Origin of the sequence: Pseudomonas sp. TH31 (assembly GCF_016650815.1) — a bacterium.
Lineage (GTDB): Bacteria > Pseudomonadota > Gammaproteobacteria > Pseudomonadales > Pseudomonadaceae > Aquipseudomonas.
On the sequence record NZ_JAEKEZ010000006.1, the window covers coordinates 109,509 to 125,303 of the forward strand.

12 protein-coding genes and 2 pseudogenes are annotated in these 15,795 nt (G+C 59.7%); 3 read left to right on the forward strand and 11 right to left on the reverse strand.

What is annotated here, in order from left to right:
* Positions 1 to 2 precede the first annotated feature (2 nt).
* Positions 3 to 1,144, forward strand: a pseudogene (gene pqqE / locus JFV26_RS03645) (pyrroloquinoline quinone biosynthesis protein PqqE).
* Entirely contained in the window at positions 1,110 to 2,942 is a 1,833-nt protein-coding gene (locus tag JFV26_RS03650; protein ID WP_201189795.1) for a S9 family peptidase, read from the forward strand. The pseudogene pqqE and the gene JFV26_RS03650 overlap by 35 nt, the downstream one beginning before the upstream one ends.
* Before the next feature lie 119 nt (positions 2,943 to 3,061).
* Here the strand turns inward: JFV26_RS03650 and JFV26_RS03655 are convergent, their stop codons facing one another.
* The gene (locus JFV26_RS03655; protein ID WP_007904205.1) at positions 3,062 to 3,220 is read right to left on the reverse strand and encodes a YqaE/Pmp3 family membrane protein; all 159 of its coding nucleotides are present in this window, start codon (positions 3,218 to 3,220) and stop codon (positions 3,062 to 3,064) included.
* 207 nt (positions 3,221 to 3,427) lie between these two features.
* The gene (locus JFV26_RS03660; protein WP_201189797.1) at positions 3,428 to 4,711 is read right to left on the reverse strand and encodes an aspartate aminotransferase family protein; all 1,284 of its coding nucleotides are present in this window, start codon (positions 4,709 to 4,711) and stop codon (positions 3,428 to 3,430) included.
* 169 nt (positions 4,712 to 4,880) lie between these two features.
* Between JFV26_RS03660 and JFV26_RS03665 the strand changes: the two genes are divergently transcribed.
* Positions 4,881 to 5,810: a LysR family transcriptional regulator gene (locus JFV26_RS03665; RefSeq protein WP_201189799.1), complete on the forward strand. Its 930-nt coding sequence runs from the start codon at positions 4,881 to 4,883 to the stop codon at positions 5,808 to 5,810.
* Positions 5,811 to 6,037: 227 nt separating this feature from the next.
* Here the strand turns inward: JFV26_RS03665 and JFV26_RS03670 are convergent, their stop codons facing one another.
* The 9 genes and pseudogenes from JFV26_RS03670 to bioF all read right to left on the reverse strand — a co-directional run bounded on the left by JFV26_RS03670 (position 6,038) and on the right by bioF (position 15,697).
* Positions 6,038 to 7,816 (reverse strand): acyl-CoA dehydrogenase C-terminal domain-containing protein, encoded by a 1,779-nt coding sequence (locus JFV26_RS03670; protein ID WP_201189801.1) that lies wholly within the window; start codon positions 7,814 to 7,816, stop codon positions 6,038 to 6,040.
* Positions 7,817 to 8,070: 254 nt separating this feature from the next.
* Positions 8,071 to 8,238, reverse strand: a pseudogene (locus tag JFV26_RS03675) (acyl-CoA dehydrogenase C-terminal domain-containing protein); the annotation flags it as partial.
* A 31-nt stretch (positions 8,239 to 8,269) separates the two neighbouring features.
* Entirely contained in the window at positions 8,270 to 9,559 is a 1,290-nt protein-coding gene (locus JFV26_RS03680; protein ID WP_201189808.1) for a GGDEF domain-containing protein, read from the reverse strand.
* Between the two features lie 264 nt (positions 9,560 to 9,823).
* Positions 9,824 to 11,629 (reverse strand): phenylacyl-CoA dehydrogenase, encoded by a 1,806-nt coding sequence (locus tag JFV26_RS03685; RefSeq protein WP_201189810.1) that lies wholly within the window; start codon positions 11,627 to 11,629, stop codon positions 9,824 to 9,826.
* Positions 11,630 to 11,906: 277 nt separating this feature from the next.
* Positions 11,907 to 12,203 carry a pyrroloquinoline quinone biosynthesis protein PqqE gene (locus JFV26_RS03690; RefSeq protein WP_201189811.1) on the reverse strand — a complete coding sequence of 99 codons (297 nt, stop codon included), beginning with the start codon at positions 12,201 to 12,203 and terminating at the stop codon, positions 11,907 to 11,909.
* A 109-nt stretch (positions 12,204 to 12,312) separates the two neighbouring features.
* The gene (bioD, locus tag JFV26_RS03695; protein ID WP_201189813.1) at positions 12,313 to 12,993 is read right to left on the reverse strand and encodes a dethiobiotin synthase; all 681 of its coding nucleotides are present in this window, start codon (positions 12,991 to 12,993) and stop codon (positions 12,313 to 12,315) included.
* Positions 12,990 to 13,802: a malonyl-ACP O-methyltransferase BioC gene (bioC, locus tag JFV26_RS03700; RefSeq protein ID WP_201189815.1), complete on the reverse strand. Its 813-nt coding sequence runs from the start codon at positions 13,800 to 13,802 to the stop codon at positions 12,990 to 12,992. The genes bioD and bioC overlap by 4 nt, the downstream gene beginning before the upstream one ends.
* On the reverse strand, positions 13,795 to 14,526 hold the full coding sequence (locus JFV26_RS03705; protein ID WP_201189816.1) for an alpha/beta fold hydrolase: 732 nt from the start codon (positions 14,524 to 14,526) through the stop codon (positions 13,795 to 13,797). Before JFV26_RS03705 ends, bioC begins: the two co-directional genes overlap by 8 nt.
* Positions 14,519 to 15,697, reverse strand: coding sequence for an 8-amino-7-oxononanoate synthase (gene bioF / locus JFV26_RS03710; RefSeq protein ID WP_201189818.1), 1,179 nt, complete (start codon positions 15,695 to 15,697; stop codon positions 14,519 to 14,521). Before bioF ends, JFV26_RS03705 begins: the two co-directional genes overlap by 8 nt.
* Positions 15,698 to 15,795: the final 98 nt, after the last annotated feature.

Below are 15,795 nucleotides of genomic sequence, written 5' to 3' on the forward strand. Positions count from 1 at the left end.
CTGTGTCGGACAAGTTACCGCCCAAACCGGAAATCGGCCTGCCGCTATGGCTGTTGGCCGAGCTGACCTATCGCTGCCCGCTGCAATGCCCGTACTGCTCCAATCCACTGGATTTCGCCGAACAGGGCAAAGAGCTCAGCACCGAGCAGTGGATCAAGGTCTTTCGCGAAGCGCGGGAGATGGGTGCAGCTCAGTTGGGTTTCTCCGGCGGTGAACCGCTGGTGCGCCAGGACCTCGCCGAGTTGATCGCCGAGGCGCGCAAGCTGGGTTTCTACACCAACCTGATCACCTCTGGCATAGGCCTGACCGAGCAGAAAATCAGCGACTTCAAAAAGGCTGGCCTGGACCATATCCAGATCAGCTTTCAGGCCAGTGACGAGCAGGTCAACAACCTGTTGGCCGGCTCGAAAAAGCCTTCGCGCAAAAACTCGAAATGGCCCGCGCGGTAAAGGCCCACGGCTATCCGATGGTGCTGAACTTCGTCACCCATCGGCACAACATCGACAAGATCGACCGGATCATCGAGCTGTGCATAGCCCTTGAGGCGGACTTCGTCGAGCTTGCGACTTGCCAGTTCTACGGTTGGGCGCAGCTCAATCGGGTCGGCCTGCTGCCGACCAAGGAACAACTGGTCCGCGCTGAACGCATCACCAACGAATACCGCGCCAAACTGGAAGCCGAAGGGCATCCATGCAAACTGATTTTCGTCACCCCGGACTACTACGAAGAACGCCCGAAAGCCTGTATGAATGGCTGGGGCAGTATTTTTCTGACCGTCACACCGGACGGAACCGCCCTGCCCTGTCATGGCGCCCGACAGATGCCGGTGCAATTTCCGAACGTGCGCGACCACAGCATGCAGCACATCTGGTACGACTCGTTCGGCTTCAACCGCTTTCGCGGTTACGACTGGATGCCCGAGCCGTGCCGCTCCTGCGATGAGAAAGAAAAGGACTTCGGTGGCTGTCGCTGTCAGGCCTTCATGCTCACCGGTGACGCGAGCAATGCCGACCCGGTGTGCAGCAAGTCGGAACATCACGGCGTGATTCTCAAGGCCCGCGAAGAAGCCGAGCACGCAACCCAGACCATCGAACAACTGGCCTTTCGCAATGAACGAAACTCACGCCTCATCGCTAAAGGCTGAGCCTTTCAGCGCCACCAAAGCCGTCACGGCCGGTATCGACTTCGCCGAATTACAACTGGGCGCGCGGGGCCTGTTCTGGAACGAATACCGTCCCCAGGATGCGGCCTGCCGGATCTGGCACTGGCGCGACGGTCAGGCGCAATGTCTGACGCCGCCGGGGTTCAGTGTGCGCAGTCGGGTGTACGAATATGGCGGCGGAGCGTTTTGTCTGACCGATGACGGGATTGTTTTCGTCAACGAGGCGGACCAGCAGTTGTATCGGCAATCGCTGAAGGGCGAGACGCCTGAAGTGATGACATCGGGCGAGTGCCGTTATGGCGATCTGCAGTTCGCCAATGGGCAAATTCTGGCGGTTGAAGAACATCGCGATCAGCATCGGCTCGTGGCCATCGACCTGGTGGACGGCATACGTCATTTGCTGGCTGAAGGCGCGGATTTTTACGCCGCGCCGACCCTGAGTGCGGATGCTCGACGTCTGGCCTGGATCGAGTGGAGCCGGCCGGATCAGCCATGGACAGCGACTCGCTTGATGGTTGCAGAGCGTCAGAACGAGGGTGGTTTTGGTCAGCCGCGTTGCGTGGCTGGCGACGGGACTCAAGAATCGCTGCAACAACCTCGGTTCGACGCCAATGGCCGTCTGTTTTGTCTGACCGATCGCGGCGGCTATTGGCAACCGTGGGTGGAGTCCACCGAAGGCCTGAAGCCGTTGCCAGGCGCCGCGGCCGATCATGGCCCCGCACCTTGGCAATTGGGCGGCTGCACCTGGTTACCGTTGAACGACGACAGGTATCTGGCCAGTTGGACCGAAGATGGATTTGGCCGTTTGGGCCTTTGCGGCGAAGCGCCTGAGGATTTCACCGGGGATTACAGCCGTTTCCGAAGTCTCGCATTCGATGAACAATTCATTTACTGCATCGCAGCATCGCCGGTCACGGCTTCGGCAGTTATTGCCATCGACCGCCACACCCGGCAGGTCAATGTACTGGCCGGCGGCATCGCGCCGCTGCCCGCCGAAAAGATCAGCCGTCCGCAAACCCTGCGCTACCCGAGCGGTTCGGGCGAGGCTCATGGTTTCTTCTACCCGGCGATGACCGGTGAGGCAACGCCGCCGCTGGTGGTGTTCATCCACGGCGGCCCGACCTCGGCCTGTTACCCGATGCTCGACCCGCGCATCCAGTACTGGGCTCAACGCGGTTTTGCCGTGGCCGATCTCAACTATCGCGGCAGCAGCGGTTATGGCCGGGATTATCGCCAGGCGCTGCATTTGAGTTGGGGTGATGTGGATGTCGAGGATGCCTGCGCCGTAGTCGCTTATCTCGCCGAGCGCGGGCTGATCGACGGCGACAAAGCGTTCATTCGCGGCGGCAGTGCCGGCGGTTACACCACGCTGTGCGCGCTCGCCTTTCACAAAGTTTTCCGCGCCGGTGCCAGCCTGTATGGCGTCAGCGATCCCGTTGCACTGGGCAAAGCGACCCACAAGTTCGAGGGCGACTATCTGGATTGGTTGATCGGCGATCCTGCGCAAGATGCCGAGCGCTATGCCGCCCGAACGCCGTTGTTGCACGCGAGCAACATCGCCGTGCCAGTGATTTTCTTTCAGGGTGAACTGGATGCCGTGGTTGTGCCACAGCAAACCCGCGATATGGTCACGGCGCTTGAAGACAACGGCATTCTGGTTGAAGCGCATTACTACGCGGACGAACGTCATGGGTTTCGCAAGGCAGGTAATCAGGCGCATGCGCTGGAGCAGGAGTGGTTGTTTTATCGCCGGGTGATGGCGTTGGCGGACATTGCATGAATGGCGGCGCGCCCTTCGCGAGCAGGCTCGTTCCCACATTTGATCGCATTCCCCTGTAGGAACCGGTCAATGTCGGAGCGAGCCTGCTCGCGAAGGAGATCTATCTGACACCGCGAAACTCAACGCTTGGCGATGATATACACCGCATGCACGATCCCTGGAATATACCCGCACAACGTCAGCAGAATATTCAGCCAGAATGCCCCGGCAAAACCGACTTGGAGAAACACACCCAGGGGCGGCAACAGAATGGCGATGATGATTCGAATAAAATCCATGGAGCAGCTCCTGACTTGAAGTTGGCTCGCACGAGCCACACAACCAATCGACCTGCGCCGTTCGTCAGGGTTCAGTGCGAATTTTGGCCGAATGCCAGTACGCCAATAAATTCGCAGGCAAAAAAACGCCCCACACCGAAAGAATCAGGCGTGGGGCGATGCGTTATACCGCGAGACGGTTCGGTAATTCGTGCAGGGCGGGTCTGATCAGACGGCAATCCCTTTGCGGCACCGCAGTTGCGCGGTGCGTACCCGGGAAAACGCGCGGGCCAGGCGCAAGAGCATTTCGTCGATGTTGGCTTTGCTGACGGTGAGGGCCGGGGTAAAGCGCAGGCAATCGGGTTGCGGGGCGTTGAGCAGCAAGCCTTCGTAAAGCGCTGCTTTGACGACCGCGTCGGCTGAATCGTCCGACAACGTCAGTCCCCAAAGCAGCCCTTGCCCGCGCAGTTCGCCGTGGCCGTAGCGATGAGCCAGGCGCCCAAGACCTTCGCCAAGGTATTGACCAGTTTTCTGCACATGCTCGAGAAAGCCTTTGTCCTGCATGCTATCAAGAACGGCCAGGCCGGCAGCGCTCATCAGTGCGTTGCCGTGATGGGTGCCGGTCATTTCGCCGATGTCGAAACAACAGGCCTTGCCCCGGGCCAGTAATGCCGCCAACGGAACGCCACCGCCCAGGCCTTTGCCGAGCACCACGATATCCGCCCGCACGCCGTAGGATTGCTCCGTGAGCAAGGTGCCGCAACGGCCGATCCCGGTTTGGACTTCGTCGAGGATCAGCAGGATGCCCAGTTCACGGCACAACAGTTCAACACCCTTGAGGTAATGCTCGACGGCCGGAATCACCCCGGCTTCACTCTGGATCGGCTCGAGCATGATTGCCACGGTCCGCGCGTCGACGGCTGCATGCAACGCTGCAAGGTCATTGAACGGGACGTGGCTGAAGCCCGGTAGCTGCGGCTCAAATCGGTTGGTCAGGTTAGAACTGTCCGACGCCGAAATCGTCCCGAGACTACGGCCATGGCAACCCTTGTTGGCAACGATGATCCGCGACGCCCCACTGCGATGCAGTTGACCCCACTTGCGAGCCAGTTTGATCGCCGCGTCGCAGGCTTCGCTGCCACTGTTGAGCAGGTAGGCCTGGTCGCTGCCGGTATTGGCGCAGAGGCGCTCGGCGAGGTTGAGCATACCGCGGTTGTGCAGGCCGAAACCGGGATTGATCAGCGCCCGGGCCTGATCCGAGATTGCGCTGACCAGCACTGTCGGACTGTGCCCCAGGCTGTTGGCCCCACCACCTTGCGTGAAATCCAGATAAGCGCGGTCATCGCTGTCCCACAACCATGAGCCTTGGCCTCGCACAAAAATCTGTTGCGGCCGCTCGACGCTGGGCATCAGGCATTCACTGGACAGGTTGTCACGGTGCGGTGGCAGCGCGGTATCCATGGCCAGGTCATCCAGACTGGGGGAATTACGCCGCAAATTGAACAGATTCATCTCAGAAAACCTCGTTTGAGGTTTTTTGTCTTTCCTATGTAAACACCATCGATGCAAACGGTATTCATCGTGCGTTCCGGCCCTTTAAGCCTTGTGAATGCGGTTAGACTAGGCTCAGGCACGGCACTGAGCCATTTCGATTTCACAGCATTTTCGATAAGTATTACTTATGGATTTCAAGCAACTGCGTTATTTCGTCGCGGTCTACGAAGAAGGCCATGTGGGCCGGGCTGCGGAGCGACTTTCGATCTCGCAACCGGCGCTGTCGCAACAGATCCGTCACCTGGAACAGAACCTCGATGTGAGCCTGTTCGAGCGCAGCAGCAAACGCTTACTGCCGACGCTGGCGGCACATACGTTGTACAACCACGCATTGCCTTTGCTCGATGGCCTGCAACGTGCGCGGGAAGCGCTGGGCAATTTCAAGGGGCAGGCGTTGCGCACCTTGGCCATTGGCGTATTGCAGACCGTCCACTCCAGCCTGGTGCCGCAAATGCTCGAACGGGTGCGCAAGGCGCAACCGCATCTGGTGGTGCAGATCTATGAGCTGACGGGGCTTGAGATCGAACGGCGATTGCTCAACGGTTCCCTGGACATCGGCATCAGCTACCTGCCGCCTCGCCAGCCAGGATTGCACGGCGTGATGCTGTACGAAGATGAACTGACCCTTGTCATCCCGGCGGATCATCCGTTGCGCGAATTCAAGAAGGTCTCCATGAGTCAGGCCGCGGAGTTGCCGATGTTGCTGCTGGGCGAGGAGTTTCAGCTACGGCAGATCTGGCAGGCGCAATTGGCCAGCCTTGGCCGACGCCCGCAGGTACAAGCCGAGCTGAACAACATGGCGGGAATTCTCGACAGTTTGCCTCACACGCGGCTGGCGACTGTTCTGCCCGGGCGCTCACAAAAGGCCCTCGGCAATAATGAACTGCTGTGGAAACCGCTGACCGAGCCGCGAGTGTCGCTGAAAGTCGGATTAGTGTGTCGGGATGTTCAACGGCAACAAGCCTCGCTGGCGTTGCTGCGGACAGTGCTGGAGGAAGTGCTGAATGGACCCGACGACCGCTTGAGCGGCCCGGCGACACGGGACGGTCTGAGCTGAATACTTTTCTGCAGGCAAAAGAAAACCCCGCCGAAGCGGGGCTTTGCAGACTGTTTCCCTGACATCCATTTCACTCCGCCGTCCTGGCAGAATCCTACGTGTCCCTGTTATTGCTTTGCGCTTCCTGCGCGACGTCCATGTGAAGTAGATTAGCTCTGGATCCAATCGGCGCCTATGGGAAAACAGCAGCACGTTATGTAAGAGAATGCTTACATGACGTTACAGGGTCAGAACTGCGACGCGTCCAGCAGGAACAGCGACTCGCTACCGGCCTTCACCGACGCGCTCAACGAGTGAATCCGCGGCAGCAGACGGGCGAAATAGAAGCGCGCCGTGCCGAGTTTGCTCGCGTAGAAATCGTCCTGCGCTTCTTTGCCGAAAGCGGCCTTGGCCATCAATGCCCACATGTAGGCATAAGCGACGTATCCAAATGCTTGCAGATATTCGACCGACGCCGCGCCGATTTCGTTCGGGTTGTTTTTCGCCCGGTCCAGCACCCACGAAGTCAGCTCATCAAGGGTGGTCACCGCGTCGTTCAACGGCTTGGTGAATTCCGCCAGGTCAGCACTGGCAGTCGCGGTGAAGTGACGAATCTCGTCAGCAAACAGGTTGTAGAACGCCCCGCCAGTGCCGACGATCTTGCGACCTACAAGGTCCAGCGCCTGAATGCCGTTGGTGCCTTCGTAGATCTGGGTGATGCGTACGTCGCGAACCAGTTGTTCCTGGCCCCACTCGCGGATATAACCGTGGCCGCCGAAAACCTGCTGGCCATGCACGGTGGTTTCCAGGCCCAGATCAGTCAGGAATGCCTTGGCTACCGGCGTCAGCAACGCCACCAGGTCTTCCGCACGTTTGCGGGTCGCAGGGTCTTCGCTGAACTTGGCGGTGTCCAGTTGCATGGCCACGTACGTCGAGAAGGCACGGCCGCCTTCGTTCGAGGCTTTCATGGTCAGCAGCATGCGACGCACGTCCGGGTGAACGATGATCGGGTCAGCCACTTTGTCTTTATTCTGTGCGCCACTCGGCGAACGGCTTTGCAGGCGATCACGGGCATACTCAACCGCGTTCTGGTAAGAGCGCTCGCCGGTGGCCAGGCCCTGGATGCCGACGCCCAGACGCTCGTAGTTCATCATGGTGAACATCGCCGCCAGGCCTTTGTTCGGCTCGCCGACCAGGTAACCCACGGCTTCGTCGAAGTTCATCACGCAGGTCGCGGACGCCTGGATGCCCATCTTGTGTTCAATCGAGCCGCAGTTTGCCGGGTTACGTGCGCCCAGGCTGCCATCGGCATTGACCATGAACTTCGGCACCAGGAACAGCGAAATACCTTTCGGACCCGCCGGTGCATCCGGCAGTTTGGCCAGCACCAGGTGAATGATGTTCTCGGTGAGGTCGTGTTCGCCGCCGGTGATGAAGATCTTGGTGCCGCTGACTTTGTAGGAACCGTCGGCCTGAGGCTCGGCCTTGGTGCGGATGATCCCCAGGTCCGTACCGGCGTGCGGTTCGGTCAGGCACATCGAACCGGCCCAGACGCCGGCATACATGTTCGGCAGGTAGGCGGCTTTCAGCTCGTCGCTGGCGTGGGCGTTGATCGACAGGCAGGCGCCGGCCGTCAGCATCGGGTACAAGCCAAACGACAGGCTGGCGGAGTTGACCATTTCTTCGACCTGGGCCGAGACAGCCTTGGGCATGCCCATGCCGCCGTAGGCCGGATCGCCACCGACGCCAACCCAACCGCCTTCGGCATAAGTCTGATAAGACTGAGGGAAACCTGCCGGCGTGGTGACGGCACCGTCCGCCCAATGGCAACCTTCTTCGTCAGCCGCACGGCTCAGGGGTGCGATGCTTTTGCTGGTGACCTTGCCAGCTTCTTCGAGAATGGCTTCGACGGTTTCAGCATCGACGGTATCCGCCAGCGCCGGCAGCTCGGCCCAGAGTTTGGCGACCTCGAAAACTTCATTGAGGACGAAGCGCATATCGCGCAGGGGCGCTTTGTAGTCAGCCATGGCAAACCTCGCAAGATCTAAACAGGTAATTCGTAGGAAGGGTGCTTTCGTTGGGTCCGAGTGTAACCCAACAACTTTTACGACACATAGGGTCAACTCATGACCGATTTGTAATTTTTAGTCATTGGCGTGCATCTGGTAAAACGCAATCGCGGGCAAGCCTTGCTCCTACAGGTCCACGGCGTACGCAGACTTCGCGAACGACACTGAACATGTAGGAGCAAGGCTTGCCCGCGATGCTTTAAACGGGCGCCTCAGAGCGCAAACAACTCCGCCGGCAGCTTCATCAGGCAATCACTTCCCGACTCGATCGCCGCCCGATGAGCGGCAGTGCGTGGCAACAGACGCTTGAAGTAGAACTCGCAGGTCGCCAGTTTGCCCTGGCAATAATCGGCATCACCGCTGCCAGCAGCCAATTGCGCACAGTCCAGACGCTGAATGCGCCAATATCACTCAACCCGCAGCGGCATCCATACGCACCGCGCCACGGCGGCTTTGACCGAACGCCACCACGCAGTTTCGCCCAGCGCCCTTGGCGCTGTAGAGCGCCTCGTCAGCCGACTTGAGCACTTGTTCGGGCGTGCGCTGCTCCAAACGTTCGGCGACGCCAATACTGACCGTGACCGACACACTCGACGCGCCGGAACCGGCTCGGCGCTGGCGTCCTTGATGGTCATCCTGAGGCCGGCTGTCGGGATTGCGCAGTTGAATGTTGTAGGTCGCAATGGACTCACGGATGACTTCCAGATGCGGCATGCACTCTTCAAGCGTCTTGCCCGCGAACACCAAGGCGAATTCTTCGCCCCCGTAGCGATACGCCCTACCGCCTCCGCTGATCTTGGACAGTTTACTGGCAACCAATCGCAGCACCTGATCGCCGACATCGTGGCCGTGGGTGTCGTTGAATTTCTTGAAGTGATCAACGTCGCTCATGGCCAGCACGTAATTGCGCCCAAGCCGCTGCATGCGCTCATTCAACGCGCGGCGCCCCGGCAGGCCGGTGAGTTCGTCGCGGAAGGCCATTTGATAGGCCTCGTGGGCGACGGCCGCCGCAATCATCAGCATGACCTGGCTGCACATGATGTTCAGGGTGAACGGCAGGATGAAGGTTTTCGGCAACATCCAGAACAGCCCCAGCAAGCCCACGAGTTGCGCGGCGTGCAAGGGCCTCGGGTTGCGCCAGTATTGCCAGGCCAGTAGTAAAAACGTGGCGAAGAACACCGGGTAGGACAACTGGATCAGGCTCATCCAGGCACCGTGCAAGACAGGCCAGCGGATTTCCGAGAGCCACATCAGCAGCGACTGTGGGTAACTTTGCTCCAGGCCCAGAGCAACGCTGCCGAACGCCAACAAAACGGCGAAACGCGCCACCATGTCCTGAAACAGATGCGTACGTTCCTGCCACGCCGCGAACAGGCCGAACAGCAACGGCAATAGCAGGCAACAGAGATGAAAGACCACCGCTGCGTCTTCTCGAACCTTGCCGTTGTCGCGGTAATAGTCGGTCTGGGTGTCGAGCAGGAAGTAAGCGATGTACACCGTGACCATCAGAAACAGTTCACGCTGGCGTCGGTAAACCGCGCAATAAGCACCGCCGAGCAACAGCACCAGAGTTGGCAGCACGTTGAACAGCGAAGTGAAGAAAACGTTGAGATCCTTTATGTACGCAGCCGAAAGCCCAGCAAGCAACAGCAGTAGTGAGGGCAAAAAATGACTGAAGCGCACAGCGGAAGAACGCGGCAAGGGTAAAGCTCCGACCCAACTGAAAGGTGGCATTGTGCCTGCACTTGGAGCAGTTAAGCACATGAGACGTGATCCATGTCACATCGCCAGCCTCTATAACGGCAGGAATCGGGGATTTCTTAGCAATTTAGTAGGGAATATTTATCGGGGGGAACGCCAACAACCCATCGTATGCGGGCTGTCTTGCCCAGTGGATTTTCACCAGGAACAAAAAAGCCGCTGCTCTCGAAAGAACAGCGGCTTTGTGAAGGAACCACGCGGAGCTTAGTAGCCCAGCGCGAAGTCTTCTTCTTTCATGTCCATCAGGTTGTTGGCGCCCGACAGCATGGTCACTACGTGAGTGCGGGTACGCGGCAGGATGCGCTGGAAGTAGAAGCGCGCCGTCTGCAGCTTGGCGGTGTAGAACGCGGTTTCGGTGGTGCCGGCAGCCAGTTTCTCGGCAGCCAGGCGCGCCATGTCAGCCCAGAAGTAGGCCAGGCAGGCGTAACCGGAGTACATCAGGTAGTCCACCGACGCGGCGCCGACTTCTTCACGGTCTTTCATGGCTGCCATACCGACCTTCATGGTCAGCTCGCCCCATTCTTTGTTCAGCGCAGCCAATGGCTCGACGAACTCTTTGACCGCTTCGTTGCCTTCGTTGGTCTGGCAGAACTTGTGGACGATCTTGGTGAAGCCTTTCAGAGCCTCGCCTTGAGTCATCAGCACTTTACGGCCCAACAGGTCGAGAGCCTGAATACCGGTGGTGCCTTCGTACAGCATCGAAATGCGGCTGTCGCGAACGTTCTGCTCCATGCCCCACTCAGCGATGAAGCCGTGGCCGCCGTAGATTTGCACGCCGTGGTTGGCGGATTCGAAACCGACTTCAGTCATGAAGGCTTTGGCGATTGGCGTCATGAACGCCAGCAGTGCGTCGGCCTTCTTCTTCTCTTCTTCGTCCACGCCGTATTTGACGATGTCGACTTGCTTGGCGGTGAAGTAAACCATCGCGCGGTTGCCTTCGGCGAACGCCTTCATGGTCAACAGCATGCGACGCACGTCTGGGTGCACGATGATCGGGTCAGCGGCTTTTTCCGGCGCTTTCGGGCCAGTCAGGGAGCGCATTTGCAGGCGATCTCGAGCGTATTTCAGGCCGCCCTGGAAGCCGATCTCTGCGTGGGCCAGGCCTTGTAGCGCGGTACCCAGGCGAGCGGTGTTCATAAAGGTGAACATGCAGTTCAGGCCTTTGTTCGCCGGGCCGATCAGGAAACCGGTGGCCGCGTCGAAGTTCATCACGCAGGTCGCGTTACCGTGGATGCCCATTTTGTGTTCCAGGGAACCACAGGTCACCGCGTTGCGCTCGCCGATCGAACCGTCTGCGTTCGGCATGAACTTCGGAACGATAAACAGCGAAATACCTTTGGTGCCGGCCGGTGCATCCGGCAGACGTGCCAGCACGATGTGGACGATGTTGTCGGCCATGTCGTGTTCACCGGCCGAGATGAAGATCTTGGTGCCGGAGACTTTGTAGGAGCCGTCGGCCTGAGGTTCGGCCTTGGTGCGCAGCATGCCCAGGTCGGTGCCGCAGTGCGGTTCGGTCAGGCACATGGTGCCGGTCCATTCACCGGAAACCAGTTTGGTCAGGTAAGCGTCTTGCTGCTCAGGCGTACCGTGCTCGGAAATGGTGTTCATTGCGCCATGCGACAGGCCTGGGTACATGCCCCACGACCAGTTGGCTTCGCCAACCATTTCGCTCACGGCCAGACCCAGAGACTCTGGCAAGCCTTGGCCGCCGTGCTCTACGTCGTGGGCCAGGCTTGGCCAGCCGCCTTCAACGAATTGTTTGTAGGCTTCTTTAAAGCCAGTCGGGGTTTTAACGCCGGACTCGCTCCAGGTGCAGCCTTCGGTATCACCCACGCGGTTCAGCGGAGCCAGCACCTGCTCACAAAACTTGGCGCCTTCTTCGAGAATGGCGTCAACCATGTCCGGAGTTGCGTCTGCGCAAGCCGGAAGGCTCTGATAGTGCGCTTCGTAGCCGAGCAATTCGTCACGAACGAAGCGAATATCACGCAAGGGGGCCTTGTAGTCAGGCATAGCGATAAACCTCTGCTGATGTAACCGGGAATGAACGACCGTGTTGATTTGTTGTGACGGTCAAACAGTTGTTTGAAACATACGTTTACGCCCAAATCTTGTCAAGCTCCGATCTTTTGCCGCTCGTCATCACGCCCTGTACACAACGGCCACGCAGCTGCGCGCCGCCGTCGACAAACCGACAAGCCATGCAGGAAAGATTAGTTGAGGGAGAAGGACTTACGCAGAAAAACGCCGCGAAGATTCGCGGCGTTGGAGTAGCAGGTTCAGCGAGCGATCAAGCGTAGGTATCAATCAACGTCCCAAGCATTTCATCGGAAGCCTTGGCGACTTTCGCGCCGAGCTCAACCTGAAACTTGCCTTGTGACATCTCGATCATATTGCTGGCCAGGTCCGATTGCTGACTGCGGTCTACCGAACGTAGACGACCAACCTGGGCTTCGGAGGACTGGCTTTTCTCCGAGCGATCAATCGTGGTGTTGGCGATCTGGCCGGCGGCCTGATCGACACGGTTCTGCCCTGTCTGAATTGTGCTCAGACCGGCATAAAAAGCGGTGCTTCCTGAGATTTCCATGGGAGAACTCGTCCTTGCAAAGGATCAACAGTGGCCATTGAAGCAGACACCTGGACAAAACACCCGACAAAAACACTAATGGCACAGTGCCTTGTCATAGCCAAAAACATTAATCGAGCAGATCCAGCTGAAGATGCTCAGCCACCGCCTCCGCCGTCACTGACTTGAGTTTCGGCACCCGCCCCAGGCACGGCGCGGGTATCCGCTCGGCCAATGTAGCGAGGTTTTCCTCCAGGCGCGAAGTCTTCGGTTCAATGATATTGGCGACCCATCCCGCCAATTGCAGCCCGTCATTGGCAATCGCTTCCGCCGTCAGCAGCGCATGATTGATGCAGCCCAACCGCACGCCGACCACCAGAATCACCGGCAGATTCAGCGCCATCGCCAGATCCGAGAGATTGTCCTGATCCGCCAACGGTACACGCCAGCCACCAGCGCCTTCGATCAGTGTGAAGTCTGCGTTGAGATCGAGGATTTCGCGCATCGGCGTCAGCAAGGATTGCACCGTCAACGCAACGCCCGCCTCCCGCGCCGCCAGATGCGGGGCGATCGCCGGTTCGAACGCCACCGGGTTGACCTGTGCATAAGTCAGCGGCACCGAACACTCCGCCAACAACGCCAACGCATCGGCGTTGCGCAATCCTTTGGCGGTCACCTCACAACCAGAGGCCACCGGCTTGCCCGCCGCCGTACTCAACCCCGCCAATCGCGCGGCATGCAGCAAACCCGCAGCAACGGTGGTCTTGCCGACATCAGTGTCGGTGCCCGTGATGAAATAGGCTGCGCTCATAAGGGTTTCTCCAACACGGCATAAACCACTTGATAAGTCGCCGGCAGTCCCTGTGCCTGACGAAACTGTTCATAGGCCTCGATCAAGCCGAGGATTCGCGCCCGGCCGGTCAAACCGCCCGGCCGGCCAGGGTTCAGGTTGTGCGCGCCCAGCGCCTTGAGCTCGTGGGTCAAGCTGCGCACATCCGGGTAATGCAACAGATGTGGACAGGTTTGCAGGCTGACTACCTTCAAGCCACTGGCCGCGCACAGCTGTTGATAAGTACCGAACTCGCGGAAACGGTTGACGTGCACCATGCCATCGACCTGACGCCAACTGTCACGCAATTCGTACAACGTTCCGACACAAAGACTAGCAAACGCGAAAACACCGCCCGGTTTCAATGCCCGATACGCCTCACTGAGCACCGAAGCAAAATCCGAACACCACTGCACCGCGAGGCTGGAGAAGATCAGGTCACAGGTCGAATCCCGCAACGGCAGCCGTTCGGCATCGCCGGCAATGAAGTGCGTTGCACCGCCCAATGGCCGAGCGTGATTGAGCATGCCCTCGGCGATATCCAGCGCAACACCCTGCCCCCGCGGAAAACGCTCACCCAGCGCACGACTGAAATACCCGGTGCCGCAGCCCAGGTCCAGCCAACGCTCAGGCGAAAACCCTTGCGGTAAACGGCTCAACAATTGACTGCCCACGTCGCGTTGCAACTCAGCCACGCTGTCGTAGCTGGCCGCCGCGCGGGAAAAGGACGCGGCCACCTGACGTTTGTCGGGCAAACCACCGGGCAGGTTGTGAAGGGATAAATCAGTCATCACCGCACTCATGCAAAAAAGCCTGGATCGCCCCCGCCACGCCGTGGGGGTCTTCCAGAAGGAACGCGTGGCTGGCCTGTTCGATCAGGCCGATTTCGACATCCGGCAGCAACGCCAGCAGGTCACCGGCCGCTTCGGCCGGGACCAACCCGTCGAGGCCGGCGAACAGATGCAGCTGCGGGCCACGAAACGCCTGCAACGCCTGACGGGTATCCAGTTGCGCGAGCACCTCCAGACCACTCATCAACACCGCCGCCGACGTACTCGGCGCACCGCCAAGCAACAGTCGTGACAGCCCGCGCGGGTCTTCAGCACCTTGGGCACAGAGCAGCGAGAAACGTTTCAAGGTCGTGCGCGGATCAGCGCTGCAACCGGCCAGAAATGCGTCGAACGTCTCGCCAGGCATCGCGCTCAGCCATTGCTCATGGGCGACAAACGAAGGATTACTGGAAAGCGTCAGCAAGCCGCAGCAGCGATCACCGCGCCGCGCCGCCAACTCGCAGGCGAGCATGCCGCCCAGCGACCAACCACCGAGCCAGGCATCCTGAGGCAAGGTCGAATCGAGTTCATCCAGCCATTCTTCCAGATCGCCCGATTCCAGCTCCGGCAACGGCTCGATCTCGACGCGAAGATGTTCATCCAGCCCTTGCAAGGCTGCCGCCAATGGCTCCAGCGGCGAAACGCCGAGGCCCCAACCGGGCAGCAGAATCAGACGATCACGCATGGCTTGGCTCCGGTCCCAGTTGTGCAAAACAATCGGCCAGTCCATTTAACAATAGCTGCACCTGCGCCTCGCTGTGGGCGGCGGTCAGGGTCACCCGCAGGCGCGCGCTGCCGGCCGGCACGGTGGGCGGACGGATTGCGGTCACCATCAGGCCGCGCTCGCGCAACATCTGCGACAAGCGGACCGCGTGGCCGGCATCGCCGATCATGATCGGCTGGATCGGTGTGAAGCTGTCCATGAGTTCCAGGCCGATCTGCTCGGCACCGCGACGGAACTGGCTGATCAGCGTCTTCAAATGCTCACGCCGCCAGTGTTCTGTGCGCAGCAGTTCGAGGCTTTTCAGCGTCGCGCAAGCCAGGGCCGGCGGTTGGCTGGTGGTGTAGATGTAGGGACGGGCGAACTGGATCAGGCTTTCGATCAGCTCTTCGCTGCCCGCCACAAACGCACCGGCCGTACCGAACGCTTTGCCTAGAGTGCCGACTAACACCGGCACATCCTCCTGGCTCAAACCAAAATGCTCGACGATCCCGCCACCGTTGGCGCCCAGCGGACCAAAACCGTGGGCGTCATCGACCATCAACCACGCGCCTTTGGCCCTGGCTTCCCGGGCCAGCGCCGGCAGATCGGCGATGTCGCCGTCCATGCTGAACACGCCGTCGGTAACCACCAGCGTATTACCGGTGGCTTTCTCCAGGCGCTTGGCCAGGCTCTCAGCGTCGTTGTGCAGATAACGATTGAAGCGCGCACCGGACAACAAACCGGCGTCCAGCAAAGAAGCGTGATTGAGCCGGTCTTCCAGTACCGTATCGCCCTGCCCGATCAACGCGGTGACTGCGCCGAGGTTGGCCATGTAACCGGTAGTGAACAGCAGCGCACGCGGGCGCCCGGTGAGATCGGCCAACGCCTCTTCCAACGCGTGATGCGGGGTGCTGTGGCCGATGACCAAATGCGAAGCCCCACCGCCGACGCCCCAACGGGCGGCACCGGCGCGCCAGGCTTCGATCACTTGCGGGTGATTGGCCAGGCCCAGGTAGTCGTTGTTACAGAACGCCAGCAACGGCTGACCATCGACCACGACTTCAGGGCCTTGAGGGCTTTCGAGCAGTGGGCGTTGGCGATAGAGATTTTCGGCACGACGGGCAGCAAGGCGCGCGCTGAGATCGAAAGACATGCAGACCTCGCGAGTAGGAAAGGATCACGAACCTCTGTAGGAGCTGCCGTAGGCTGCGATCTTTTGATGTTGCTTTTAAGGGCAAGATCAAAAGATCG